Annotated in this window: 22 protein-coding genes and 1 pseudogene; 14 read left to right on the top strand and 9 right to left on the bottom strand. The window is 58.1% G+C overall.

The features are described from left to right. The first annotated feature begins 133 nt into the window (after nt 1–133). Nucleotides 134–1,024, top strand: a complete 891-nt coding sequence (locus tag ASG35_RS11325; RefSeq protein WP_056356600.1) for a LysR substrate-binding domain-containing protein — start codon at nt 134–136, stop codon at nt 1,022–1,024. Between the two features lie 395 nt (nt 1,025–1,419). Here the strand turns inward: ASG35_RS11325 and ASG35_RS32515 are convergent, their stop codons facing one another. Continuing rightward, entirely contained in the window at nt 1,420–1,560 is a 141-nt protein-coding gene (locus tag ASG35_RS32515) for a hypothetical protein (protein WP_156393107.1), read from the bottom strand. On the opposite strand from ASG35_RS32515, the gene ASG35_RS11320 reads away from it, so the two are divergent. After that, nucleotides 1,547–2,590, top strand: a complete 1,044-nt coding sequence (locus ASG35_RS11320) for a hypothetical protein (protein ID WP_327019645.1) — start codon at nt 1,547–1,549, stop codon at nt 2,588–2,590. The genes ASG35_RS32515 and ASG35_RS11320 overlap by 14 nt on opposite strands. A gap of 170 nt (nt 2,591–2,760) precedes the next feature. Here ASG35_RS11320 and ASG35_RS11315 read toward each other — a convergent pair whose 3' ends face one another. Further along, the gene (locus ASG35_RS11315; RefSeq protein ID WP_056356598.1) at nt 2,761–3,735 is read right to left on the bottom strand and encodes an NADPH:quinone reductase; all 975 of its coding nucleotides are present in this window, start codon (nt 3,733–3,735) and stop codon (nt 2,761–2,763) included. Nucleotides 3,736–4,114: 379 nt separating this feature from the next. Between ASG35_RS11315 and ASG35_RS11310 the strand changes: the two genes are divergently transcribed. From ASG35_RS11310 to ASG35_RS11290, 6 genes and pseudogenes are all read left to right on the top strand, one after another. Continuing rightward, nucleotides 4,115–4,384: a hypothetical protein gene (locus ASG35_RS11310; protein ID WP_056356595.1), complete on the top strand. Its 270-nt coding sequence runs from the start codon at nt 4,115–4,117 to the stop codon at nt 4,382–4,384. Continuing rightward, nucleotides 4,285–4,602: pseudogene (locus ASG35_RS32620) on the top strand (PAS domain-containing protein); the annotation flags it as partial. The gene ASG35_RS11310 and the pseudogene ASG35_RS32620, both read left to right, overlap by 100 nt. A 21-nt stretch (nt 4,603–4,623) precedes the next feature. Beyond that, a complete protein-coding gene (locus tag ASG35_RS11305) occupies nt 4,624–6,366 on the top strand; it encodes a GGDEF domain-containing phosphodiesterase (RefSeq protein WP_056356593.1) in 1,743 nt (580 codons plus the stop codon). 69 nt (nt 6,367–6,435) lie between these two features. Beyond that, entirely contained in the window at nt 6,436–7,044 is a 609-nt protein-coding gene (locus tag ASG35_RS11300; protein WP_056356591.1) for a TetR/AcrR family transcriptional regulator, read from the top strand. 53 nt (nt 7,045–7,097) lie between these two features. Next, nucleotides 7,098–8,564, top strand: a complete 1,467-nt coding sequence (locus ASG35_RS11295) for an MFS transporter (protein ID WP_056356589.1) — start codon at nt 7,098–7,100, stop codon at nt 8,562–8,564. Nucleotides 8,565–8,621: 57 nt separating this feature from the next. Then, on the top strand, nt 8,622–9,107 hold the full coding sequence (locus ASG35_RS11290) for a nuclear transport factor 2 family protein (protein WP_056356587.1): 486 nt from the start codon (nt 8,622–8,624) through the stop codon (nt 9,105–9,107). An 86-nt stretch (nt 9,108–9,193) separates the two neighbouring features. Here ASG35_RS11290 and ASG35_RS11285 read toward each other — a convergent pair whose 3' ends face one another. Further along, on the bottom strand, nt 9,194–9,784 hold the full coding sequence (locus ASG35_RS11285; RefSeq protein ID WP_056356585.1) for a DUF308 domain-containing protein: 591 nt from the start codon (nt 9,782–9,784) through the stop codon (nt 9,194–9,196). Between the two features lie 150 nt (nt 9,785–9,934). Between ASG35_RS11285 and ASG35_RS11280 the strand changes: the two genes are divergently transcribed. Next, a complete protein-coding gene (locus ASG35_RS11280) occupies nt 9,935–11,428 on the top strand; it encodes an HD domain-containing phosphohydrolase (protein ID WP_056356583.1) in 1,494 nt (497 codons plus the stop codon). 57 nt (nt 11,429–11,485) lie between these two features. Here ASG35_RS11280 and ASG35_RS11275 read toward each other — a convergent pair whose 3' ends face one another. Continuing rightward, nucleotides 11,486–12,100, bottom strand: a complete 615-nt coding sequence (locus ASG35_RS11275) for a hypothetical protein (RefSeq protein ID WP_056356582.1) — start codon at nt 12,098–12,100, stop codon at nt 11,486–11,488. A gap of 480 nt (nt 12,101–12,580) precedes the next feature. Between ASG35_RS11275 and ASG35_RS11270 the strand changes: the two genes are divergently transcribed. The 4 genes from ASG35_RS11270 (at nt 12,581) to ASG35_RS11255 (ending at nt 17,118) form a co-directional block, all read left to right on the top strand. Continuing rightward, nucleotides 12,581–13,471, top strand: a complete 891-nt coding sequence (locus ASG35_RS11270) for a LysR substrate-binding domain-containing protein (RefSeq protein WP_056356579.1) — start codon at nt 12,581–12,583, stop codon at nt 13,469–13,471. A 144-nt stretch (nt 13,472–13,615) separates the two neighbouring features. Continuing rightward, nucleotides 13,616–14,839 carry a CaiB/BaiF CoA transferase family protein gene (locus ASG35_RS11265; protein ID WP_056356578.1) on the top strand — a complete coding sequence of 408 codons (1,224 nt, stop codon included), beginning with the start codon at nt 13,616–13,618 and terminating at the stop codon, nt 14,837–14,839. Nucleotides 14,840–14,875: 36 nt separating this feature from the next. Then, nucleotides 14,876–15,691, top strand: coding sequence for an enoyl-CoA hydratase-related protein (locus tag ASG35_RS11260; RefSeq protein ID WP_056356576.1), 816 nt, complete (start codon nt 14,876–14,878; stop codon nt 15,689–15,691). Between the two features lie 59 nt (nt 15,692–15,750). Beyond that, nucleotides 15,751–17,118, top strand: coding sequence for an MFS transporter (locus tag ASG35_RS11255; RefSeq protein WP_056356574.1), 1,368 nt, complete (start codon nt 15,751–15,753; stop codon nt 17,116–17,118). Between the two features lie 8 nt (nt 17,119–17,126). Here ASG35_RS11255 and ASG35_RS11250 read toward each other — a convergent pair whose 3' ends face one another. Next, nucleotides 17,127–18,731 (bottom strand): methyl-accepting chemotaxis protein, encoded by a 1,605-nt coding sequence (locus ASG35_RS11250; RefSeq protein WP_082508323.1) that lies wholly within the window; start codon nt 18,729–18,731, stop codon nt 17,127–17,129. A gap of 102 nt (nt 18,732–18,833) precedes the next feature. Beyond that, complete coding sequence (locus tag ASG35_RS31305) at nt 18,834–19,151, bottom strand: hypothetical protein (RefSeq protein ID WP_156393104.1); 318 nt, start codon at nt 19,149–19,151, stop codon at nt 18,834–18,836. 215 nt (nt 19,152–19,366) lie between these two features. On the opposite strand from ASG35_RS31305, the gene ASG35_RS11245 reads away from it, so the two are divergent. Further along, nucleotides 19,367–20,914, top strand: a complete 1,548-nt coding sequence (locus ASG35_RS11245) for a methyl-accepting chemotaxis protein (RefSeq protein WP_056357414.1) — start codon at nt 19,367–19,369, stop codon at nt 20,912–20,914. A 78-nt stretch (nt 20,915–20,992) separates the two neighbouring features. On the opposite strand, the gene ASG35_RS11240 is transcribed toward ASG35_RS11245, so the two are convergent. The 3 genes from ASG35_RS11240 to ASG35_RS11230 all read right to left on the bottom strand — a co-directional run bounded on the left by ASG35_RS11240 (nt 20,993) and on the right by ASG35_RS11230 (nt 25,465). Continuing rightward, nucleotides 20,993–21,361: an NUDIX hydrolase gene (locus ASG35_RS11240; protein ID WP_056357411.1), complete on the bottom strand. Its 369-nt coding sequence runs from the start codon at nt 21,359–21,361 to the stop codon at nt 20,993–20,995. Between the two features lie 283 nt (nt 21,362–21,644). Beyond that, the gene (locus tag ASG35_RS32095; RefSeq protein WP_082508322.1) at nt 21,645–24,920 is read right to left on the bottom strand and encodes a bifunctional diguanylate cyclase/phosphodiesterase; all 3,276 of its coding nucleotides are present in this window, start codon (nt 24,918–24,920) and stop codon (nt 21,645–21,647) included. A gap of 107 nt (nt 24,921–25,027) precedes the next feature. Further along, nucleotides 25,028–25,465 (bottom strand): phosphate ABC transporter substrate-binding protein, encoded by a 438-nt coding sequence (locus ASG35_RS11230; RefSeq protein WP_156393103.1) that lies wholly within the window; start codon nt 25,463–25,465, stop codon nt 25,028–25,030. Between the last annotated feature and the right edge of the window lie 6 nt (nt 25,466–25,471).

Genomic DNA, 25,471 nt, shown 5'->3' with positions numbered 1-25,471 from the left:
CCGCTACCGAACCGTCATCCGCAACGCATAGGTCAACAGTTCGTTCGTGCGGCATACTTTACGTTCCCCCGCGTTCTCCCGGTAGCGACAAATTTATGCATGACGATGTGAATTAAATCGACGTCTTAATCGAATGCGCCGACTTCCCCCACTCAACGCCCTTCGCGCCTTTGACGCCGTCGCCAGACAGCTAAGCATCTCGGCGGCCGCGCAGGAATTGCACGTGACTCACAGTGCTGTGAGTCACCAGGTTCGCCAACTGGAGCAATGGCTAGGCAAATCATTGTTCGTGCGACACGCGAGCGGCGTGCGCTTGACTGCTGAAGGACAAAGCCTGCAGCAGGCGGCCGACCATAGTTTCGCGTTGCTGGAAACTCGTTGCGCGGAGATTGCGGACCAGTCGCCCATCGCCGAGATTGTGTTGGGCGCGCCCGGGAGTTTCCTCTCGAACTGGCTTATCCCGCGGCTCGACCAGTTCGAGACGGCTCATGCGAACATCCGCGTCCGCTTGCAGACGAGTACGACGATAGACGACCTGCAGCGGCATGTTGTCGATTGCCTGATCGTCAGCGACCGGAACTGGCCAACCGATGTCGAGGCAGTGAGCCTGTTCGAAGAGAGCGTTGGTCCCGTGTGCGCGCCGGACTGGCCTCATGACATTGCGACACCCATGGACCTGACGAGTCAACCGCTCCTGCACACAAGCTCGCGCCCGGATGCATGGGCAAATTGGGCCGCTCGCAACGGCGTTGAACCTGCATTGTTTGCAGGCGGCCGTCAGTTCGATCATTTGACCTTGCTTCTGGAGGCCGCGGCCGCCGGCCTCGGCGTTGCCATCGCTCCTGCGTTGCTCGCTGAGCGCGAGTTATCGCAGAAGAGATTAATTGCTCCACTTGGTTTCAAACCAAGCGGCGCCGTCTTTGCTTTTTGTACGGCGCGCGGCCGATCGGATAAAGCACTTCAGGCGCTTTGTACGTGGCTGAAGACCGAAAGCGTTGCATACGGCAAGGCCGGCAATATCTGACGCTAGCAATTTTCGATTGTGTTTGTCATCCAGTCAGGCACTACCCGAATGCTTAACTAAGTAGCCCTTTGCGTGGTAACGGCAATCAGGGTGGGACCGTAGCTTGCTCCATCAATATTGGAACGCCATTAATGCGCAAAACATTCGGGCAATCCAGCCGTATAAAAACTATTCAATATACCTAAGCGAAATCGGACATTCCTGTTTATTTGGCGCAATACGCCGTATTTATGCGCTGATTCTCAGCAGAGGCTGGATTCGTTTTAGTCCTGTGATTCCCTTATATACATTGCCATGAAAAACATGTTACCCACTCCGCGCGCTGTTGTCATTGGCGCGCTCTTCTTAAGCGCATGCGGAGGTGGTGGCTCCAGCAACAACGGTGCTGCGGCTCCTCAAACATCCAGCACTGCACCCGCAAGCGACGCGTCGCCTGCAAGCGCTCCCGTTACGGCAAGCAGTCCAGTAGCGGCGAGTGCGCCAACGTCCGCGAGCAATCCGTCCGATACAAATCCAAGTCCGGTGCTCGCAGCCAAGGTTGCAATTGCCGATGGCACCGCATTAGGCGCACAACAGTGGCCGGCCGGCTCCACCAGCACAGGCGGCACGGGTCAGCCCATCGCGGGACTGTCATGCGCGGTTGCAGGTAATGCCTACAGCTATGCACATTTGTCGATTTACCAGGACGGCAAACTGCTGACCCTGCCCGCAAGTATTGGAACTGTCGAACCGACACTCGCGTTGCAAACGGGCTGCGTGTACCCCGTTCATACGGTCGATAACACCGGGAAAATACGGATGGCCGCAAACCCGGCTTCGCCTTACACGCTCGGGCAATTTTTTGGCGTCTGGGGACAGACGCTCACTAATGCTAACGTCGCCGGACTCACGTCGAATTCCGTCACCGCATACATAAACGACGGCGGCACGCTTACTCAATACGTCGGCAATCTGTCCGATCTGGCGCTTGCGCCCAACCGCGAAGTCACGATCGTACTGGGCTCGACGCTTTCGCAGATTCCAACCTACGCCTGGAGCGATCCGCCGCCATTCGATACAACGCCCATCACGCTCGCGTACGGCGGTACGGTAGGAAATCGTTTCTGGCCGGACGGCGACACCGCGACCGGCGGGACGACGGGGCAAACAATCGATGGCGTGGTTTGCGCCGCGGGAATGGTCGAAACGTATCATGTGCACGCGCATATCGCCATTTACAAAGACGGGCAAATGCTCGCGTTGCCGTCGCACATCGGCATCCCGGCAACCTGCAACTACGAGACCCATACCCACGACAATACCGGCATCGTGCATATGGAAACACCGAACGTGAAAGACTTTACGCTCGGCAAGTTCTTCGACCTATGGGGCGAGCCGTTGACGCTGACGAACGTTGCCGGCGTGCAGGGTGCAGTGGTCGCGTATATCAACGATAACGGCGACGTCAGGCGTTACATGGGACCGTTGGGCGACATTGAGCTGACCTCGCATCGGGCAATTACGCTTCAGGTGGGAGCGGCGATTCCCGCGTTGCCGGTTTATACGTGGTCCGACGAGCCGCAATAAGTCACGCCCGGGTGCGCAACGCCGCGTCCTTGCAAAGCAACGTACCGCGATAGCCGTTCTACGGCTTTCGCGGGCTTTGCGCCGAAGATAATGCCACCGCTGAAATCGATCTTGCCGGGATCCGCAGGGCAAGACAATCTCGTTGAAAATAAAAGAGTGGCAGAGCGTGCTTAAAACGTGACGACGGCATTGCCCGTCAGCCGGCCACTTTCAACGGCCTCGTGCGCCTCGACAATGCGCTCGATGGGGAACCGCTCTGCCACGTTGTGCTTGAGCGTGCCCGCCCGTAAATAACCATTCAGCGCGCTCACGGTCTCGGCGCGCGCCGCGGGTGAGAGTTCGTAGACAATAAAGAAGCGCACTGCCGCGCCGCTTTGGATCATCGGCAGGAAATTGAATTGCACTTGTGGCTTGCCCGACCCATAAATTGCGCCGATGCCATCACGCGCAAGCGCTGCTGGATAAAGCGCGGCGTTTGCGGCGGCATCGACTTCCACGATCCGGTTCACGCCGCGTCCGTCCGTCAGCGCTTGCACGCGGGCAACGACATCTTCGTTGCGGTAATTGATGACATCGTCGGCGCCTAGATCCTTCGCAATCTGCGCCTTTGCATCCGAACTGATTGTGGTGATGACCCGCGCCGCGCCCAGGAGCCGCGCGAACTGGATCGCGTAGGCGCCCACAGCGCCCGCGCCGCCCGTGACAAGCACGGTTTGACCAAGCACGGCGCCGTCGATGGTGAGTGCACGAAGCGCCGTGAGCGCGGGAATGCCCAGGCACGCGCCCTCTTCGAAAGACGTAGTGTCCGGCAACTCGACCGCTTGTTCCGAAGGCAGCGCGATGTACTCCGCGGCCGTCCCTGCGGCACGTTTCCATTGACCATTCCAGAGCCAGACCCGCTCGCCGATACGACTTTCCGGAACGCCCGGTCCCACGCTTGTGATGACCCCCGCGCCGTCGCTGTGTGGCGTGATGCGCGATGCGATAGGCGGACGATTAGCACGCCCTTTGACATCGGACGGATTGACGCCGGACGCCTTGACCTGCACACAGACTTCGCCCTCGCGGGGAACAGGATTATCGAGTTCACCGAGTGTAAGCACCTCACGCGCCGGACCATTGCGTTCGTACCATGCAGCTTTCATTGACGTTCTCCCTGGATGTGGAAGCAGAACGGGGCGGCGTTACACGTCGTGGCCGCTGCCCGCGTTGCATGCGGATGACGTATGTTCCCGCAAATCGAAGAAAGCCGCTGAAACGTCAGGCTGGCCAAGTCGCCGCTTAACCGGAGCATGCCGCGTTGACGCCGATTACTTTCCCTGCAAAGCGTACGACCACTAAAAACCGCTTACTGTGGCTTTTCAGATGACGTCGCAAAGCTCTGCCTAATGCTGAAACTTTTCCTGGGTTAGAGTGGGCTATCGCGTCATCGTATCGAGTGTGTATTCCAAAAGACTTAGCCTTGAGCGATAAGTACCGCACGGCGATGCGGACTAAAGGCTTAAATAAAAACCGAGAGAAATAATGCCGAACATCCCCGCAATCGAGTTGCTGGCGGAGTTTAAGCAATGCATTGATCCCGCCGCCCGCAAGAAAAGTCTCGTCTACATTCCGGTCGTCGCTGCAAGCCTGATTGCGGCCGTAATTGGGATCGTCGTGCCAACGGCCACTAGCGTCGTCATTTTATTTATAGCGTGTTTGCTTGCCGGCTATTTGTTCTGGAGCCTGCGGGCATCACGGCGAGCGGAGACGGTCTCGCAGCAACTTGCCCACAATCTTTTTTGCATGATGTAAAAGGCCGAATCCTGTTTATCTCCGAAGTTGGGCTAGTGCTGCTTGGTGCCTCACCCAATGACGTAATCATCGGACGTGACTGGTTATCCTTTTGGGAAGGACCTGAAGCGCGTGCTGCATTTTCAAGGGCACTGGCTGGCGAGTCCGTCACTTTTTCAGGTCCCTGCAACTCGCTTGCCGGCGAGTTCAAATGGTGGACCTCCACGTTTGCTCCTGTCTTCGGTCGACATCGCGATGTCGTGGCCGTTCTGTGCAAATCACGGGACATCACGGCAGAGACGTCGCTTCTCAATGAACTGAGTGCATCGGCCAAACTTCAGCGAGACATGGAAGGACATGTGGATGCCGTATTCTGGTCCGCGAGCCCTGATTTCAGGCATCTTCATCATGTGAGTTCCGCATTCGAGCGCATGTGGGAGATGCCGCTTGCCGAGATCGAGAAGGACAATACGATCTGGTCTAGCCGCGTCAACCCTGAAGACCTGGTCGATCTAAAGGTGAAGATGAAGCAGGCCGTTTTTTCAATGGCACCCACTCAAAGTTATTTTCGCCTTCACTTGCTGGAAGGACGGACGCGCTGGGTGCGCGCAGATATCTATCCAGTCGTTGAGAACGACGTTGTCGAAAGAGTTATAAGCGTTTGCGTCGATGCGACAAGCGAGCGCGAGCGTCTTATGCAACTGCACGCAATGGCTCATTTCGATAGCCTCACCGGACTTGCAAACCGGAGTGCAATGGCGGTGGCGCTCAAGGCGCACTGTGCAGGCGGGCAGCCCTTCGCACTGGTGTTTCTGGATGTCGATCGCTTCAAGGCGGTGAACGACATAGCAGGACACTCCGTTGGAGACAAGGTTCTCCAGGCGGTCGCCGGCCGGATTCTCGATGTACTGTCGCCCGAAGCTACGGTTGCTCGTGCCGGCGGCGATGAATTCACCGTGATCATTCCCGGGCTTCACGAAGAGCAAGCCGTGGCGGAATTGTGCGGGCGGCTCAAAGACGCATGCACGCTGCCGGTCATGGTCGGGGAGAGATCAATATCGATTACTTATTCCATAGGCGTCGCGCTCTTCCCCCGTCATGGCGATACACCCGAGTCGCTTTATACGAGCGCCGACCTTGCCATGTACTCCGCAAAGCGGGCAGGACGGAACACGTCGCAAGTTTTCGGAGAAAGCGAGCAGCAAGAATTGTCGCGCGCATTTCTTGAAGGCGAGTTGCGCGAGGCGGTGCAACTCAAACGTTTTGTGCTGCATTATCAGCCGCAGTTCGACGCATCGACGGGCTCGTTATTAGGCTTCGAAGCGCTTATCAGATGGCAGCATCCCAGTTCCGGGCTGATTCCTCCAAACGCATTTATTCCGTTGCTTGAAGAGAGCGGGTTGATTGTAGAGACGGGGCACTGGGTTATCGATCAGGCGATAGTGGACCTCAAACGCTTCCACGAAGGCGGGCTGACAAACGCATCGATGTCCATCAACGTATCGAGCAAGCAGCTTGCGGATAATCGGCTGATCTCGACTCTGGCCAACGCAATCAAGGCGAGCGACGTAGATCCGCGAAACCTCACGCTGGAGATAACCGAATCGGCGCTGGTCGACGATTTCGCCGGCGCGCAAGCCATGCTTGAACGCATCAAGGCGATGGGTGTGAGAATTGCAATCGATGATTTCGGAGCCGGGTACTCGAGTCTTGGATACCTCGCCAAATTCCAGCCTCATATCTTGAAGCTGGACAAATCCTTTGTCGATGAAATTGCTCTGAGCATTGCGTCGAAGACTATTGTTGAAGCTGTAATCTCGCTCGCTCATCAACTCGATCTTAGCGTCACCGCCGAGGGCGTGGAAACGCAGGAGCAACTTCAAATCCTGCGCATGGCTGGATGCAACGAGATACAAGGCTTTCTATGGGGACGCCCCGTTACGTTCGATCAACTTCTGGCGGCGTACCGCGTTCCGCCTGTCGACGTCGTTTTCCCGGTGTAGGTATGCGCGGTCGCGCCTGATCAGTATGTGCTATCCTATTTGTAGACTAACCAGTTCCAAATTCGCCTGATGAATTCCGATAATTATTCCGCTGCAGTTGGACGTCCCCGTGAGTTCGACATCGACGAAGCAGTCGAAGCCGCAATGCAGGTTTTCTGGTCACGCGGTTATAACGGCACGTCGCTGCCTGATCTTATCGACGGAACCGGGCTGTCGCGCGGGAGTCTGTACAAAGCGTTCGGCGACAAAAGAGCGTTGTTTCTGCTCGCGCTGGACCGCTATACGTCGGCGGCTGCCCACCGGCTTTCCGCCACGCTGCGGGAAAGCGGCCATGCGAAAGTAGTCATTCGCAAAGCCCTTTCTCGCTACGCGCAATTGTCGATTGGTATGGCAGGGCAGCGTGGCTGCCTGTTGCTCGCAACGGCGACAGAAATGGTTCCTCACGACGAAGAGATCGCTCAACGTGCAAGCCGTATGTTCGCGGCTATCCAGCATGCTTTCGCTGACGCAATCCAGCGAGGCAAAGATGCCGGCGAGATCACCCAGAAGGTCGATAGCGCAACCCTTGCGCAGCTTCTTTTATGCCTGGTACAGGGCATGCGCGCGGTCGGGAAAACCGGCTTGACGAAAGCAGAGGTAACCGCCGTAATCGATTGCGCAATGCAACTGCTCGATTAAATTTTTTTACTTATTTAGGAACCAATCGGTTCTTAATTTAAGGCGACAACAATATGAATGCAAACATCAGTTCCGACCACGTCCCTGATCCTCGTCGATGGTTTTCGTTCGTCGTGCTTCTGGCCGGGGCGTTCCTCCCTCCGCTGGACTTTTTCATCGTGAACGTGGCGCTGCCTTCCATTCGGACCAGCCTCGGTACGACTTCCGCCGAAGTGCAACTCGTTATCTCCGGCTATGCCGCTGCATACGCGGTCTTTCTGATCACAGGGGGACGCTTAGGGGACATTTACGGCAGGCGGCGGGTGTTTCTTGCAGGGCTCGTTTGCTTTGGCGTTTCTTCCTTTATATGCGGCCTCTCTATGTCGCCTGCGATGTTGATCGCCGGACGGGTCTTGCAGGGTCTGAGCGCGGCAGCCATGGCCCCTCAAGGGTTGGCGTCGATCAATGCATTGTTCCCGGAGCAAGAACGGGCGCGTGCGTTAGGACTTTACGGTGCCACGATCGGACTTTCGGCGATCGTGGCGCAAGCACTCGGGGGCTTGCTCATTGCAGCGAACATATTTCATTTGGGGTGGCGGGTGATCTTCCTGATCAACCTGCCAGTCGTTGCCGCGGTCTTTGCCGGAGGCTTGCCCTTGTTGTCCGATACGCGTAGTGACCGTCCGGCTGCGCTAGACAAGGTCGGCGTGGTTCTTTGTGCGCTGGCCCTTGGTCTGCTCGTCGTACCGCTCGTGGAGGGGCGTGAAGCCGGCTGGCCATGGTGGGCTTTTGCAATGCTCATCGGTTCGCCGGCCTTTGCTGTTGCCTTCTGGCGCTACGAAACAGCGCTCGAGGCTCGCGGCGGCGCTCCCTTGGTCAGCCCGAAGCTGAGTCGATCTCCGGGGCTCATCGTGGGTTTGATCGGCGTTCTCTTTTTCTACGTTCTCTCCGCGTTCTTTCTCACGTTCTCCGTGTTCCTTCAAGGGGCACTCGGCGCAAGTCCGCTAACAGCAGGTTTGGTATTCGTGCCCTGCGGAATTGGCTTCTTTATCGGCCCGCTCACCACACCGTTAGCGATCCGGTACTTCGGCCGATTCGTTCCAGCGATTGGGATGACCCTTGAAGTCGTTGGATCCCTGATCCTTTGCGCGGCGGTGGCATCCGCTCCTGCGGGGCAAAGTCCTGCGGGTTTGCCGCTGGTCTGCGCATTATGGTTGATCGGATTCGGGCAAGGATGGGCGCTTCCCACGCTCGTGCGCACGGTTATCGATAGAAGTCCACCCGGTGGTTCAGGCATGAGCGCAGGTGTTGTCAACTCCGCGCTTCAGATCAGCGCCGCACTTGGAGTCGCGGTGATCGGAGGGATTTTCTATGGTGTCGCAGGTAATGTTCCGAGCCCTGGATCGCTGGCTCACGCTTTTATTGTGGCCATGCTTTGCGTTGCAGGTTGCCTGACGATTTCGGCTCTGTTGTCGATTTGTGCATCGATGCCACGTGCTCAAGCAGTCACCAAAGCTGATGAGGTATTCGTGACGAAATAAGCAAGCAGGAAGTCGTTTTCCGGTCGCGCGACGAATTTCATTTCCTTAGGAGGTTCTATGGCAGCAAGCAATATTGAAGCACTCGAAGCGCGTCTTGACGCATTGGAAAGCCGCCTTGCGATCGACGCTTTGATTGCGAGTTATGCAGAGGCGTTTGACAATCAGGACGAGAAGTTACTCGCCAGTCTTTGGCACGATGATTCGCGTTTGTTGCTAGGGGATTTCGGCAATTCGGACGGTCGTGACACCATCCTCGCGTCGGCGCGCCGAAACTGGAAACGCATGCCGCACATGCACCACTGGATGGCCAACGCCATCGTCGTAGTCAAAGGTGACGAAGCAACCGGCACTGTCGCCGCGGATTGTTTGTTCTTCGACATTGAACAAGGCCCCATCCAGGTCAGCGGGCGGTATCGCGACAGCTACAGCCGGCGCGACGGACGCTGGGCGTTCGTGCAGCGTGAGTTCGATCTTCACTTCGTCACGCCGTTGGCAGGATGGAAGCCAGTTGCCGGACCGGAGCGTTTCGTCGCGGCAGGTTGAGTCTGGAAGCGAGCCGCATCGCAATTGATAGCGCTTTCGTCGATAAATATGCGTGCGCAAAAAGAACAGCGCGTTGTCGCTTTGCTTTAACGCGTCGATACAGCTTTGCGCCGCAAATGGCTTGCTAAGAGCCATAACGCAGAGACGAGAAAATAGATCGCGCCGACAGCCGCGTACCCGGCCACTTTGCCAATCGCAGAAGGTGCGGATGCCGATACCTGAGCCTGTAGAATAAAAAACCCGCCCGCCAGCGCCGACTGCGCTCCGCTCAAGATCATTGCCCATTGCGCGCCAAAACGCTTCCAGCGGCGAACGGCTGTCACGAGCTGGAGCAAGCCTGACAGAACGGCCCAGACACCGAAGACGTCGAGAATAAGCGCTGTGTTGACGTTCAATACTATGACCACAGCAACCGCTATTGCCGCGCTAGCGAAAACGTTAAAGGCCTGACTAAGGTTTTCGCGCATCCCGCCGCTACGCGACATGTCCACGTAATTAGCCAACGCATCCCATACGGGATAAATGATCAGCAAAGCACCCGCAATGCCTGCAGCATGCTGCCCGATGGCAAACGCTAGCGCGACCCAAACCGCAGAAAAAGCGGCACGGGAAAAATAATAGCGTTTGAGCCACTGCTCATCGTGAAGGCGAGTGGTATCCGAAAGATAGGTAGCCATTGAAATTCCTTAGAAATATTGTTCGCTAAGCGCGTGTTCGTAAACATGATGGCATTCGGTGTGTCTTTAGGGCATCGGTCAAATGACCGATGTGCTTAGAAAGCTTGGCGTATAGTTGGCGGTCTGTTCTTTCCGCCTGACCATCTTTCAATGACCGACGACAACGTCAGCCTTTCAACGGTGCGCGTGTTCGATGCTGTGAAAGCACTCGCCTTTATTGGCGATCTAAGCATGGGACAGCCTACCGGTCACTCGCAACGGACCGCATGGCTTGCCACATGCATCGCCGACGCATCTTTAGCGGACCCGAGTACGCGCGATGCCGTTCGCGAAACTTCGCTGCTGCGCTGGTCGGGTTGTACGGCGAATGCGGCGGGTTTTGCCGATGTCTTCGGTGACGACATCGCTATCCGGATTGCGATGATCGAAGGCCGCGAAGGTTGGGCCGATCCGCTCAAGGCGCTAGGTGGAGCAAGCGCGGTGCTGTCCCCGCTCGCACAGATTCACTGCGAGGTTTCCGGCGAGGTGGCGCGCATGCTCGGCCTCGGCGACGAGACGGAAACCGCACTGCGCCGTATCTTCGAAACCTGGGACGGGCAGGGGCTGCCCGCTCATCACGCACGCGAAACGGTTCCGCTCGCGGTGCTTATCGTCGCGCTTGCCGGCGACCTGGAAGCATTCAGCCGGATTTATGGCATCGAGCGAACGGTTGAACTCATTACGCAACGCGCGGACGCACGATATCCATTACGGCTCGCCGAAATCGCGACGCGCAATGCCGCGCGCTGGTTGGCGGAACTTGAACTTTTTTCGAGTGCGGATCTCGATGCCAGGCTGACGACACCTCGCATGGAACAGCAAACCTCCGTGGAGCTGATCGCCGACATCATCGATCTCAAGCTGCCATGGATGACAGGCTTTTCGCGCGAAGTGGCTATGACGGCGGCGCAATGTTGCGCTCGGCTCACTCCCGAAAAATCGGCGCACGCGCGCGTCTATCTCGCGGGATTGATGCACGGTATTGGCCGCGCATCCGTACCGAACCAGATCTGGAATACGAGCGGAGGTCTGTCCGAAAGCGCATGGGAGAAGGTACGGCTGGTGCCTTACTGGACTGCTCGCGCGGGCAAGCAGGCCGGCGCGCTCGGCGACGCGGCCGAACTCGCGTCGTATGCGTACGAAAGGCCGGACGGTTCGGGTTATTTCCGTGGCGTGCGCGATCAGTCGCTGACGCTGGAAGCAAATGTGCTGGCGGCATCGGTTACGTTTGTCGCGTTGCGCTCGGTCCGTCCGTGGCGTGCCGCGCTTTCCGCCGAAGAAGCTGCGCGACAGTTGCGTGAGGAAGCAGCACGCGGCCGGCTGAGCGATGAAGTCGTCAATGCGCTGCTGTCCGACGATGCACCCTTGCTCAGGCGACCGGTCAGACATCCCGTTAGCAGCACGTCGCAAGGCGTACGGCTAACGGCGCGCGAAATAGACGTGCTGCGTGTCATTTCGCGAGGAGCCAGCAACAAGGAAGCTGCACGTGAATTGACGCTAAGCCTGAGCACCGTGCGAACGCATGTCGAAAACGTATTTCGCAAGCTCGAATGTTCATCACGTGCAGCGGCGACTCTCAAGGCATCGGCGATGGGTGTGCTTTAGCGGACTCCAAGCAGCATTCCTGTCCTCGACATCGATGTCCGCGCCTACCCGGTCCAGTTACATCGGCGGCGCTACTCCGTCTTTTTCGACCACGACAAATTGCGCGTTGTGCGCGCCGCCATTGGCCGGAGCCGCGACGACAAACACCTTCTTGCCTGCGATCAAATCGGAACGGGTAGCCGGCGCAAGTGTCACCACCGGTGCGTTCGCCGGCACCGTGACCGTGTTGCTGCCGCCCTTGTATGAGAGTTTCAGATCGCGTCCGCTCGTCCCCTCGACGACCGTATCCACGTTCGCGTTAGTCATGGAACTATTGGCACCGAGATCCCATGCATAGTGGCCTTCGCCAGTTCCGCGCGCGGCGTCGGGGAAGACCAGCACTTCCTTCGCCGTAAGCTTGCCGTCCGGTCCGGGCGCAGCCGCGGCGCCGACATACGACCCCGGTTTTATATCGGAGAGCTGGATTGTCTTTACGGCGCTAACTTGTGACGCGTCGCTCATGGTGACCGTCACGGTGTCGCCGCTTCGACGATGCACGGTTAATGAATTGCCGGAGAACGACACAATATCGCCGCGAATACGCTCAGGTTTTCCTGCAGGCGATTGGGCAAACGATACGCCGGTAAGGGCGAGCGCGACGAAGGAAACAGCGAACTTGGAACGAATCGACATTTTTACCTCGATGACATGTTTTGGTCGTAAAACCCTATAGCGGCGCAATCGCCGCGATCCTTGCGCTTTCGAAGCGTCACTGAACTGATAGCGAGAATCGCAGATGGGCTTAGATAAGGGTATCGGTCAAATGACCGATAGGCGCGAGCCAAAATGGACTTGCTCCGTTTATGCGACGCTAAGGCGCGCGCCAAGAGCGGAACGGGATTGGAGGCTTCAATGCCGCCATCTTGCTAGCAAGGAAAGGCTTTGAGCGGGCGCTGTTCTTTGGAAGCATTCCTTTAGCTCGATCGTCGAAAAGACTTGCCTGAACCTATGATCCTCTGGACTCCATGCATTAGCCGGTGCAAGATCGGGTATCGCTTCACCAACAAAATGACGCCATGACCAGCCCATGCGTTCCAGCAGAATCCACGGACTTATTACGTCGCGAGAACCGTGTGCCATCGCACGAATTCGTGTCTTCGCATCAGCGGTGTTATGGCTCGCCGTGAATCCTTGCCGCCGCTGAACCCGGCGCGCGTTTTCGAAGTCGCGGGGCGTTTGCTGAGCGTATCGAAAGCGGCGGAGGAACTGAACGTGACGCCTGCCGCCGTGAGCCGGCAGGTACGCACGCTGGAAGAATTCCTCGGGACGCCATTGTTCGAACGTGTCCATGGCGGCTTGATCCTGACGCCGGCAGGCGCGCGATATTTGTCGGAACTCGTGCCGCTCTTCAGCGGCTTGCGCCAAGCCACGAGCGCCGTTTTACGTAGCTCGCAAAGCGGAAGTGCATTGCGGATCCGGTCGCCGGCCACCTTCGCCGTACGGTGGCTGATTCCCCGGCTGGCCTCGTTTCATCAGCTGCATCAGGCTATCGACGTTCAATTGACCACGTCGTCGGAGCCGTTGAACTTCGAAAACGATGAGTTCGATGCCGGCATCGAACTCAGCGACGGCGACCGTTCCGGCTTGCACACGCAAAGGCTGATCGCGAACCAGTTGCTGCCCGTGCTCGCACCGTCGCGTCCACCGCCGCATCTGAATGACATCGCGAACGATACGCTGCTTCACTCGCTCGCAAGAATGGACGACTGGGCGGTCTGGCTGAAGGCGGCGGGTTTGCCGGCAACGAATGCTTATCGTGGCATGAAATACGAGACCTCGCTTCTCGCCTATCAGGCGGCCATAGAAGGCCACGGTATTGCTATTGCGCAAAGGGCGCTGATAGAGCGGGAGCTTGCCGACAGGACGCTGATCGCGCTCAACGCGCCCATGCTCGACTGCGGAAAACATACTTATTATTTTGTCTGGCCACGCAGCCGTCCTGTATCGGCGGAACTTGCGGCGTTTCGCGACTGGTTGTCGGCAATAGTCGATAAACAATCTTAAGAGCCTGATTCGCCCGCTTAACAAAAAGTAAATCAAACGGGCGTTAATGTCGTTTGCCGGCGTTGCACGCTGTCTCTAAGCTATTTTCAAACGTTCACGTCAAGCGCTCGACACATCTGTCGGCGCTACCAGGAACCGGAAAAAATGATTAGAGACAGTCTTAACGGCATTCGAGTGCTGGATTTTTCGCACGTGGTGGCAGGCCCCGTCTGCACGATGACGCTCGCCGACCTGGGCGCGGATGTCATCAAGATAGAACCACTGGATGGAGAGCTCGGCCGGCGAATCGGCCCGCCGTGGATCGGCGGGGAAAGCGCGATATCGCTTAGCGTGAACCGCAACAAACGAAGCCTTGCCATCGACCTTAAAACGGATGCAGGACGTCGTGCCGTGCGCAGGATGGCGGCTCGAGCGGATGTAGTCGTGGAGAGTTTCCGTCCCGGCGTGATGACGTCGCTCGGTCTCGATTACGACACGCTGAAGGCGGATAACCCGGCGCTCGTATTCTGTTCCATCTCGGCTTATGGTCAGACCGGCGCACTCCGTTCAAGCCCGGGAGTCGACGGTGTCATTCAAGCGGTAAGCGGTCTGATGAGCACGCTCGGCGAGCCCGGCTCAGGCCCGGTTAAAGTCCCGATCCCGGTGGCCGATATGGTCACCGGCTACCTTGCGACAATCTCAATCCTCGCTGCGCTGACGGAGGTCCGCAACGGCCGGGACGGCCAGCATCTGGACGTCAGTTTGTTCAACGCGACGATCATGTTGCAGCAGATCGGCTTTGCTTCTTTTTTTGCATCGGGAAAGGAAATGCAGAAGTCCGGAAGTGCTGCGCCATATGCTTCGCCCAACGAAGCATTCGAAACTTCCGATGGATGGTTTATGGTCGCGGCGTATCACCCTGAACGCTGGACCGCGCTTTGCGAAGTGCTCGGGGCGGACCATCTCGAAGCCGACGCAAGGTTCGCCACCAACGATGATCGCGTGCGCAACCGCGACGCACTGCACGTCGCATTGAGCCGCCTGTTTCGCAACGGCACGACCGCCGAATGGCTCGCGCGACTCGCACCGCGCGACATTCTCTGCGCGCCGGTTTCCAGCTACAGCGAGGTGGTGAATTCGGCTGCTTACCGCGACAGCGGAATCGATTCGACGGTCGACCATCCCATAGCAGGCCGCGTGCGGATGCCGGGTTTTGCATTGGGCCCGTCCGATCGCGCAAGCACCACGGACAGCGCCGCGCCGCTCGCAGGCCAGCATTCGGTCGATGTGCTCGCTCAATACGGTTTAAGCGATGACGACATTGCTGCCCTGGTGAATTCAGGCGTGATCCGCAATATCGTGCCGCAACGAGAAGCCGCCGTATTTTGATTTACTGATATTCAGGAAAAACTTCGGAGACAAGCAATGAGCATGACAAGTGACTATTCGCCTCGCGTGATAAGCGAGCTTTCCGATGGCGTGCTGACGCTGACGCTCAATGCGCCGGCGACCGGCAACGCGCTCGATGTCGCCATGACCGAAGCGCTCGCCGACGCACTCGAAACGGTTAATAGAATGCCCGGTGTCCGATGCCTCGTGCTGCGTTCGTCGGGAAAACATTTCTGCACGGGCGGCAACGTCAAGGACATGAGAAGCGGTCATGACTTGATGGAAGGTGCAATCGAAGAAGTGCGCGATCGTTTGCGACTTAGCCTGCATCGAATCACGCGCGCCATGCAAGGGCTCGATGTGCCATCCATCGCAGCCGTCAATGGCGCGGCGGTCGGCGCGGGCTTCGATCTCACGCTGATGTGCGACATCCGTATCGCCGATGAAAACGCGCGTTTCGCCGAAAGTTTCCTGCGTCTCGGGCTGGTGTCGGGCATTGGCGGAGCGTGGTTCCTTGCGCGGATTGTCGGTGTGGCGAAGGCGATGGAATTGACGCTCACCAGCGAGTTCCTGGACGCACATAAGGCGCTTGAACTGAAGATCGTTTCAAGCGTGGTGAAGAGCGGCGAACTCGATCACGCGGCGCTCGACATGGCTCGCAGGATCGCTGCCAATCCGCCGATCGCTACGCGCATGGCAAAGCGCCTCGTACGCGATTCCGCTGAAGTGTCGTTGCCGGTCGCGCTTGAAATGGCTGCGTCGCTGCAGGCAATGCTCTTGTGTGGACCCGAACATAAAGCGGCCGTTACGCGGTTTCTGGAACAGCGTGCGATGAATCAGGAGCGTGTCTAGCGTTTCATCGAACGCTCGAATCGCGCACCGGCAATACATGACAAGGCAGGAGACAAACCATGACATCGATAAAACCCGCATCCAGTCGCGGCATGCTGAAAATCATCGGCACGTCGAGTCTCGGCACCGTGCTGGAATACTACGATTTTCTCGTCTACGTTGCGCTCACCAGCACGCTGACCGGGCTGTTTCTGCCCGCGCAGGACAAAGTGGTCGCATCATTGATGGGCGTCGCCACGTTCGGAATCGCGTACCTTGCGCGGCCCATCGGCACACTGATTTTCAGCCCCATGTCCGACCGGATCGGCCGCAAGAAAACCTTCGTGGTCACGCTCGCATTGATGGGCGTCTCCACAGTCGCGATGGGATGTTTGCCCACCTATGCATCAATAGGGGTGTTCGCGCCGATCGCGTTGCTGGTTCTACGCGTCTTGCAGGGCGTCGCGCTCGGCGGCGAGTACGGATCTGCGGTTGTCTACGTCATGGAACACGCGCCCGCGGACAAGAAAGGCGCATTCACCAGCGTGCTTCAAGGCACGGCGGGCATCGGCCTGTTGCTGGCGCTCGTGGTTGTTTCGGCGCTCAAGTATTCCCTCGATGCTCACGCATTCACGCAATGGGGCTGGCGTGTGCCGTTCCTGATTTCCGCGCCGATCGTGCTCGTGGCGACATGGATCCGGATGGGCATGAAGGAGACACCTGTCTTTGTGGAGATGCAGCGGACCGACCAGCTTTCCAAAGCGCCGCTTGCGGAAACGCTGGGCAGCAGGTCATCGTGGAAGTTGCTGTTGATCGCCATGTTCGGCGCGCAGGGCGGGACGTCGGTTTCGCTCTACACCTCTCTGATCTACATGCTCTATTTTTTGCAGAACGTATTAAAGATCGCGCCGATGAACGCCAACCTGTGTCTCGGCGCCGCGATCCTGATTGCCGCGCCGTTTTACCCGGCGTTCGGCCTGTTGTCGGATCGCATTGGACGCGCGCGGGTCATGTTCATCGGGATCGTTTTGTGGATGCTGGTTGCGTATCCCGCATTCGCCGGCATCCGCACGGCCGCGCTTTCGAATGCATGGCTGGTCATCACGGCTTATATCACCGTGCTCGCAATATTGACGGCGATGATCATGGCGCCATTGCCGGCTTTCATATCGGAATGCTTTCCGTCGAAAAGCCGTACGACAGGGTTCGGCCTCGCGCAGCAGTTCGGCAATATCCTCTTCGGCGGTTTTCTGCCGTTGATCAGCCTGTCGTTGGTCAGCGTGACAGGCAACGTGCTGGCAGGCGTCGGGTATTCGATCGCGTCTCTGGTTCCATGTGTCGCGGTGACGTACTTCTGGGGCTTGAAACGCGACCGGCTTGGCACAATCGCGACCGATGAAAACCATCAACGCGATCGTGTCACACAACCTGTTCCGCGTCAGTCGTAAAGCCGCGCTCAAGCCGCCTGGAAATACATCTCGTCGCGCACGCCATGTCCTCTTGCCCGCAGATGTTTTTGAACCGGATTCGACTCGTCGCGCAACTTGAATACCGATACCGCGTCACGCAGCGAATTCGCCTGCTCCGCAAGAGCATGCGCGGCCGCTGATGCTTGCTCCACTAGCGCAGCATTCTGTTGCGTCACTTCGTCCATTTGCGTGACGGCGGTATTGACCTGCTCGATTCCTGTGCTCTGTTCTTGCGAAGCCGAGGAAATATCGCCGACTATATGCGTCACGCGCTGCACCGATTCCACAATATCCACGATGATCTGTCCCGCGCCGCTCACCAGTTCCGAACCTGCATCCACGCGTTCGGTCGATTGCGCAATCAGGCTCTTGATCTCTTTTGCAGCTGTTGCGCTGCGCTGTGCGAGCGTGCGCACTTCGGCGGCCACGACAGCGAACCCGCGGCCTTGCTCGCCGGCACGCGCCGCCTCGACTGCTGCGTTGAGCGCGAGAATGTTTGTCTGAAACGCAATCCCGTCGATCACCGCGATGATTTCCGTGACCTTGTTCGAACTGTCGGCAATGCCGTGCATGGTATGGATCACGTCGTCCATCACATTGCCGCCGCGTGACGCTGTGCTCGACGCTTGATCGGCAAGCGCCGATGCGTTGCGCGCATTTTCTGCGTTGAGTCGCACGGTAGCGGTCAGCTCTTCCATGCTGGCTGCCGTTTCCTCCAGCGAAGCCGCTTGCTCCTCGGTGCGCGATGACAGGCTGAGGTTGCCAGCCGCAATCTCGGCGCTCGCGACCGCAACGCCTTCGGCATTCCGGCGCACTTTCGAAACCACTTGCGAGAGGCTCGACTGCATGTCCTTCAATGCATTGAGCAGTTGTGCAATCTCGTCCTTGCCACTCGAATCGAAATCAAGGGAGAGATCGCCGGTCGCGACCGCACGCGCACAACCCAAAGCACGACCCAGTGGACGCGATACCGAACGGCTGAACATGAAGCCGCCGATCATTGCCAGCGCCAGCACGGCGAGCATCAGCGATATGCTGGTTTCAGTTGCGTGGCGCGCGTTGGTGGCCGCTGTTGCGGCGACTTGCGCACTGTCGGCCGAGATTTTCTTCGCGGCCTGTTCGAGTAATGCTGCCGGTTCCCGGTCTACGCCCGCTACTGCCTTGTCGCCCGCCGACGGCTCGAAGCCGGAAGCCTTAAATGCGTCAAATCCCTTTCGATAACCCTCGCCCATGGACACATGAGCGGCCGCGAATTTTTCAATCAGGTCGCGACTGGCCCCTTCGGGCAGCGTTGTCTTCAACTCGGCTGCGAGCGTGTCGACGGTTTTCTCACGGGTTTGAAATGCGCTCCAGTATTGATCGAGTTTGACCGGATCCTTTCCGCGCAAGAGTGTGTCTTTCCACTCCTGCACTTGCAGCTTGAATGCGACGAGCGTCGCCGAGACCATCCGTTCATTGGCAACGTTTTGCTGCACCGTGGTGCTATAGGCATCGATAGACTGGTTGAGAGCAAAAATGCCGTAGATCGCGCCACTGAACATCAAAAGAAGTGCGGCGGCAAAGGCAAGGGGAATTTTCAGACTGAGTTTCATGAAGGCTCGCGAAGGGGAGGCCGCGATACGTTGCGCGGCTGACCACGGCTTAACGGCAGCGAGGAACAGATCTGTAGAGAAGAAGCTGGATATACGGAAGCTTCAGAGTCTCGGGTTTTTGGCTTGCTGAAACCAGACGTCCATATCTTTGAGCAGCGTGATGTAGTCGGCAATGTCTTCGATAAGCGCCAACTGCGAAGCTGCCGCATTCGCTTCATCCCATAGACGCTCGAACTTCCCAAGCGCGGTTGCGACCGGAATTGTTTCGACGGAAATCAAGGCGAAGTCGCCGCGAATCTCACGAGATGTTCTGTGTTTCACAAAAACGCTCGGCGATGGGTTGCATGGAGCAATGCCATGAATGGCATTGCTTGAGTGTGTCTGCTGGTTTGTTCGACAACGGCGAATGCGCTTTGCCACATGACACATTACTCGTAGACCACTCGCAAAAGTTTGCCATAAGTGCGCTCGATGTTGGTGCGCACGATCATAAAAGCTTCATTAAACATTCGCTGAATAAGGTCGTTATCACGGGCGAACGGCGCGGGCATTCCATGCGCCAAAACAACCCATGCGGTTACCGTCTGCAATCGACAGTTCGGGTTGCCCGAACAAAGCTCATACCCCGGAATCAGATGCGCACACTCACGATCAAGGCCCGATTATCCATCGTCACTTTTGCGGTTGCTGCTGTACTCGTAGCCGTGGGCGGCGTTGGACTTTTTGGGGTCGCTCAAAGCAATGAAGCGCTCCGCGACATTTACGAAGGGCGAGCGAAGGCGCTTCAAAACATCTCGACTATCGACGAGCTTGTTTCGGAAACGCACTTTGCCATAAGCGATGCAGTGCTGGACCCATCGGCGCAAAAGACTCAGACCGTTACGCAAGCCACAGGGAAGAGCGTCGGAAGAATCGATGTTTTGCTCGACGAATACTTGCGTGGACTTCATGACAAATCCGAGCAGAAGCTTGCAACGCACTTCATGGCTGACTGGCGGTCGCTGCGCGACAAGAGATTTGTGCCCACGACCAAGCTTCTGCAAGCCAACAATTTATCCGAAGCGCAGTGGGTCGTGACGCAGCAAATCGAGCCAGCAATCAAGTTGGTGAAGTCTGAAGGGACCGAACTTCGGCAGCTGCAACTCGTGGCAGCGCAGCAGGCATATGAACATGCAAGAAACGTGAGCAGACTCGTGCAATGGCTCGTCGTCGCGTGCATTGCAGCGGGTGTCGGGCTGGTCGGCCTGCTTTGCGTATCGATGGTTCGTGTGCTTTTCGCTCAGCTTGGCGGCGAACCCTCGACGGCAGCCGCGGTTGCACATCGGATTGCGGGAGGCGATCTGTCGGTCGTCGTTCCGGTCAAATCAAACGATACATCGAGCATGATGCACGCAATGAGCCTGATGCAAACGCGGCTCGCCTCGATGATCGGTGGAATCCAGCATACCGCCGACACCATCGCGAGCACGACCTCGCACATCACGGCGGGCAACACCGCGTTGTCCAGCCGGACCGAAGAGCACGCGGCGGGTATCGAACAAACGTCGGCGAGCATGGAGCAGCTTGCATCGACCGTGAAAGCAAATGCCGACCACGCCGAGCAAGCACGCACGCTTGCAATGTCCGCCACGAACAAGGCGCGCGATGGAGACAGGGCAGTTGCGGACGCGGTCGAGCGCATGGGCAGTCTTGCCAGGCGCTCGGCGCAGATTCGCGAGATCACGTCGGTCATAGAAGGCATTGCATTCCAGACCAATCTGCTTGCGTTGAACGCGGCGGTGGAAGCGGCGCGTGCCGGTGCACAGGGCCGGGGATTCGCCGTCGTTGCACAAGAGGTCAGGGCACTTGCCGAACGCAGTTCGAATGCCGCAAAGGAAATTGCCACATTGATAAACGGCGTTACGAGCGAGGTCGATTCGAGTGGCGCCACCGTACAGGTTGCTGGCCGCACTATCGTGGAGCTGCTCAGCTCTGTGACTGGCGTCGCTGAACTCGTCGATGCCATCGCCACCGCGTCGCGGGAACAAAGCGCGGGAATAGACCAGATAAACACCGCGGTGACCATGATGGACCGCATGACTCAGCAGAACGCGTCACTCGTTCAGGATGGCGCGACGACTGCGACCGAACTGGAGGCGCAGACCGAGCAACTGCGCAGCGCCGTGCAGGCGTTCACGGTCTAAGGTCGGGACATTGTTCGGCAATCCAATGCCGATGCGCGGAGACAGACCTGCGCTCGATATCTGCGTTATCCCACGCAGCTATTTCTTTCGCCGCTGACCGATGAGTTTGACGATGTCGGTGGTCGGTGCGCTCGTCAAGAGGCGGGGAATATCTTCGAAATGGACCCATCGACATCGCGTTATTTCATTGCTCGGGCGAGCTTTGGCACGCTGTGAGATTTCGCAAGAGAAAACGTGATGATGCTTTTGCTTGCCTCTGACGTCGAAAAGATGCTTCGCTGACTTGGCAGAAAGCCGCGTCTCTTCCTTGAGTTCCCGGCGTGCGGCGTCCGAGAGAAGTTCGCCGTGTTTCAGGATTCCGCCTGGCAATGCCCATCTTGATTGACGACGTGCTACCAGGAGGATTCGCTTGCCTCTCAGACAGATCACGGTGGCGCGTTTCTTCAAGCTGAACTCCCAGTTGTCTTTTTTGGTTCCGTCAAGCGTCTGCATTGCAACAGCACTGTACAGGCGACGCTTGATACGAACCATCCTAATACAAAAAGACGGGGGATCGGCGATGTCTCGTCAGAAGTCAGTCCTCGTAATACGACTTGGGCCTCTTCATCAAAATGTCATGAAATTCGGGTTGAGAAAAGCGCCGCTGTGACACGGTTGCCGCGTCAAATGCGCGGGCTCGTAGAACATGGTCCGGTTCTATGATTCATGGCGGACGAAAATTCGACAGCCTTCAATCTGCAAGAGCCGTGGTTCCAACCGGCCACACGAACGGCTGACTGAGAAGCTGCTCCAGGTCGTGCGACTTCAACGGCTTGCTGTAGTGATAGCCCTGGATTTCATTGCATGCGTTATCGCGAAGGAAGGCCAACTGCGTTTCAGTTTCCACGCCCTCCGCAATCACCTTGAGATTCAACTGGCGCCCGAGCGAAATGACGGCCATCGCAATTGCGCGATCGTCGTCCTTGCCTGGCAGTTCGCGTACGAATGACTGGTCGATCTTGAGGCGCACGATAGGGAAGTGCTTCAGCGCGCTGAGGCTGGAATATCCTGTGCCGAAATCGTCTATCGACAAACGGACGCCCATATCCTGCAACTGCCGCATGGTCGTGATCGCGCCGTCGAGATCCTGCATGATCACGCTTTCGGTCAGTTCCAGTTCCAGGTATTGCGGATCGAGCCGGCTTTCGGAGAGCGCATGCGCGACACGTGACACGAGTTCCTTCTGCAGGAATTGCCGCGCGGACACGTTCACGGAAACCGTCATGGGCGCAAATCCCATGTCCTGCCAGAGCTTGTTCTGCAAGCAGGCCTTATGCAGCACCCAGTCGCCAATGGAAATGATAAGGCCCGTTTCTTCTGCAACCGGAATGAATGTGGCGGGTGAAATGTTGCCGTCTATTGGATGCTGCCAGCGCAGCAGCGCCTCCACTCCGAACACGCTTTCGGTGCGCAGATCGACTTGTGGCTGATATTCCAGATGAAATTCCCCGTTCGATAACGCCACGCGCAACTGCTCCTGCAGGCGCAGTTTTTCGTGCACCTTGATGTTCATCTCGTGGGTATACATCTGGTAGTTGTTGCGGCCGAGTTCCTTCGCCCGGTACATGGCGGCGTCGGCATTCATCAGCAGGCTTTCCGTGGTGGCGCCGTCGGCTGGGTAGCTCGCCACGCCCATGCTGCACGTCACGCGGTAATGCTCGCCGTTCAGCTCGACAGGCTCCATGATCCTTTCGCGGATCTTCTCGATGGTCTTGTGAATGCCCGGGCCATTCTGCTCTTCGTCGAACAGCACGATCACGAATTCATCGCCGCCGAGACGAACGACCGTGTCGGTTGCGCGCAGGCAATCGGACATGCGGGCCGCGACCGTGCGAAGCAAATCGTCGCCCGCGCGATGGCCGAGGCTGTCGTTGATGAGCTTGAAGTTATCGAGGTCGATGAAGACGACCGAAACGCCGCGCTCGTATCGCCGTGCATGCAGCAGCACCTGATTCAGCCGGTCGGAAAGCAACGTGCGGTTGGGCAGGCCCGTCAACGCATCATGATTGGCCATGTGCCGGATCCGCTCTTCGGCGCGGTGCCGTTCGATTGCAATGCCGGCGATACGTGTGCCCATTGCAATGACTTGCGCTTCGGTCGCCGAAGGCTCGTGCGCATCATGCGCGAATAAAGTCAGCGCACCCAACGCGCTGCCGTCGTGCGCGAGAATCGGGACCGCCCAGCACGCCTGATAGCCGCTCAAACCGAACGCCTGCATCTGCTGCACGAAAACCGGGTCCTTGCTCGCGTCCGGAATGTACACGGGCTGGCGCGTGTGAATGGCACGGCCGCTCGGACCGGCATCGGCACCAATCAGCGATCCGTTGATCCGTTTGCAGTACAGCTCGGGAAGCTGCGGAGCTGCGCCCAGCTTCAGATGCAGGCCGTCGTCGTCACGCAGCAAGGCAACACATACAACGCCTGAAATCTGGGATTCAAGCAGGCTCGCAAGGTAAGACAACACCTCTTCCAGCGGCGTGCTGGTCGCGATCATTTCGAGCACGCGATTATGCTCGGCGCGCCGCACTTCCGCCCGCTTGCGGGAACTGATGTCGCGCATGATGGCAACCACGCCGTCGTCCACTCGCACCACCTGACGCTGGAGCCATACTTTCGTGTCGTCGGTACGCAAGTGCATCCACTCGTGTTCGTTCACCGTGCCGGTTTCCGCGACGGCCGCGAATTCATCGAACATGCCGTTCTGCCGTGCGCTCGGAAAAATGGCGTCGAGGCTGCGGCCAACCAGCATCTCGCGTGGCAATCCGAGCACGACACTGCCGCGCCGGTTGGCGTCCGTCATCACGAAACCCAGCAGATTGCCGGCGCCATCGCGCTCGGAGCGAAACACGAAAAACGCGTCGAGACTTCTCTCCGACGCAGCGTAGTACGTTTGCTGCGCCTGACGTGCACGACGACGGCTGACGGCAAGCTGCCAGCTCGAACGGCTCAGCGCTGCAGCGAGGGCGATCAGCAAAGCACTTCCAATGGCCGTCCACAGCACGTAGTCGTGCCTGTGCTTGCGAAAAACGGCAAGCTGCTCGCCCTGGCTAAGCCCGACCATCGCAATCAGCGGAAAACCGTGGATGGTCCGGATCGTGGTGTATCGCCGAATGCCCTGATCCCAGGGACCGACCCTTGCGCCGCTTGGCAACGCTTGCTGCGCGACCGCAATGGCGACAGTCGATATCGATCTGCCCCACGAGGTGTACTCGCCCGTTTGCTGAGCGCGCACGACTCCGTCCGTTCCGACGAGCAGGAGCATGCCCTTGTCGCCCATGCGCGCATATTCGTAACCGCTCGTGAAGTAGGACGGGTCCATGGCGAGCATCACGCTGCCGTTGAAACTGCCATCGGCGGCTTCCAGACGCCGGCTGAACGTGATCTCCGGCGCGTCCGTTTCGTGGTTGACGCTGACGCGGCTCACGCACGGTGTTGCATCGGCCTGCATGCGCAACGTGGCGAAACACGGGTCGGTCGCAACATTCGATGGCCCGTGCGAACCGGATGCAGCGAAGACCGCTCCGTCCGGTCCTGCAACCGAAACACGAAAGACGATGGAAGGCGGCAGCAGCCCATTCTTCTGCAGCTCGTCCATGGTCGTGCCGCTCTTGGTTTCATAGGCGTACTTGACCGTCTTGAGCGTCTGGTCGATAGAACTGAGATTGCGCACCAGTTGTGCTTCGTAGGTGTCGGCTATCTCGCGGCTCGACTGCGCCGCCGTGTCTTCGGCGACATCGCCTTCGACTGAAACCAGATGGAACACCGATGCCCACGCAATGCACAGCAGCAGTCCCGTGAAAACCGGTATCAGGATGTGTGCCTCGGCGAGCCGTTTGACGATCGCGCGCTTGCCACGCCCGAAAAATTGCATGCGGCTGGGGGCGGCAGTGCCTGCGTCGATAACGCTTTCCGGCTGCCTGTGTGAGGTATCGCGTTGTGCTGGTGACTGTCGGCGACTGAAGTTCATCTTGCCAATTCCGGTATTTCACTGCGCGATCTAAAAGCCATCGCGTGTGGCATGGTGTGGAGACGAAGCGCCTCGTGAGCGTTTTTTTCGTCCCGCGTTGGCTTTCGTCAATTGAGCGTAAGCAGCGGTTTGACGCTTTCGTCAATATCGCTGGAATCCATGTAGCCAATGGCGTTCGGCGTCTCGGCAAGCGCTCGCTTGATTGCCGCGGGACCTTGCACTTCGCGCGGCGGCTGGCCGCGGCCCGTGAAGATCAGCTTGGACCAATAGGCCTTCATTTGCGAAGTGGACTTCCCTGTGAGCCTTCGATAAAACTCGCTGCGCGCGGCTGCGTCTTCCGGCAAGTCGATCGGAATGGCGCTCGCTCCGCCCGGAAAGTAGGCTGCGCGCCCGAGGAAGATGTCGGCGATTTGCTGTTCGCTCAATGCGGAGAGCGTGCTCTTGGTGGATACCACCACGACGAGCTGCGCCATGACCGACTGCCCGGACAACCCGAGAAGCATGGCGATCAATGCTGACCTGATGTATTGGTTGGCGTTCTTCACGGTGCA

The organism is Burkholderia sp. Leaf177 (genome assembly GCF_001424345.1).
Classification (GTDB): Bacteria; Pseudomonadota; Gammaproteobacteria; order Burkholderiales; family Burkholderiaceae; genus Caballeronia.
This window is presented reverse-complemented; position numbering and strand designations above follow the sequence as displayed.

Excerpts from the sequence above, each read along its gene's own strand:
- ASG35_RS11295 (WP_056356589.1), top strand. The coding sequence starts at position 7,098 with ATGAATGCAAACATCAGTTCCGACCACGTCCCTGATCCTCGTCGATGG.
- ASG35_RS11290 (WP_056356587.1), top strand. The coding sequence starts at position 8,622 with ATGGCAGCAAGCAATATTGAAGCACTCGAAGCGCGTCTTGACGCATTG.
- ASG35_RS11310 (WP_056356595.1), top strand. The coding sequence starts at position 4,115 with ATGCCGAACATCCCCGCAATCGAGTTGCTGGCGGAGTTTAAGCAATGC.
- ASG35_RS11260 (WP_056356576.1), top strand. The coding sequence starts at position 14,876 with ATGAGCATGACAAGTGACTATTCGCCTCGCGTGATAAGCGAGCTTTCC.
- ASG35_RS11300 (WP_056356591.1), top strand. The coding sequence starts at position 6,436 with ATGAATTCCGATAATTATTCCGCTGCAGTTGGACGTCCCCGTGAGTTC.
- ASG35_RS11270 (WP_056356579.1), top strand. The coding sequence starts at position 12,581 with ATGGCTCGCCGTGAATCCTTGCCGCCGCTGAACCCGGCGCGCGTTTTC.
- ASG35_RS11325 (WP_056356600.1), top strand. The coding sequence starts at position 134 with ATGCGCCGACTTCCCCCACTCAACGCCCTTCGCGCCTTTGACGCCGTC.
- ASG35_RS32095 (WP_082508322.1), bottom strand. The coding sequence starts at position 24,920 with ATGAACTTCAGTCGCCGACAGTCACCAGCACAACGCGATACCTCACAC.
- ASG35_RS11245 (WP_056357414.1), top strand. The coding sequence starts at position 19,367 with ATGCGCACACTCACGATCAAGGCCCGATTATCCATCGTCACTTTTGCG.
- ASG35_RS11315 (WP_056356598.1), bottom strand. The coding sequence starts at position 3,735 with ATGAAAGCTGCATGGTACGAACGCAATGGTCCGGCGCGTGAGGTGCTT.
- ASG35_RS11255 (WP_056356574.1), top strand. The coding sequence starts at position 15,751 with ATGACATCGATAAAACCCGCATCCAGTCGCGGCATGCTGAAAATCATC.
- ASG35_RS11275 (WP_056356582.1), bottom strand. The coding sequence starts at position 12,100 with ATGTCGATTCGTTCCAAGTTCGCTGTTTCCTTCGTCGCGCTCGCCCTT.
- ASG35_RS11265 (WP_056356578.1), top strand. The coding sequence starts at position 13,616 with ATGATTAGAGACAGTCTTAACGGCATTCGAGTGCTGGATTTTTCGCAC.
- ASG35_RS11285 (WP_056356585.1), bottom strand. The coding sequence starts at position 9,784 with ATGGCTACCTATCTTTCGGATACCACTCGCCTTCACGATGAGCAGTGG.
- ASG35_RS11280 (WP_056356583.1), top strand. The coding sequence starts at position 9,935 with ATGACCGACGACAACGTCAGCCTTTCAACGGTGCGCGTGTTCGATGCT.
- ASG35_RS11250 (WP_082508323.1), bottom strand. The coding sequence starts at position 18,731 with ATGAAACTCAGTCTGAAAATTCCCCTTGCCTTTGCCGCCGCACTTCTT.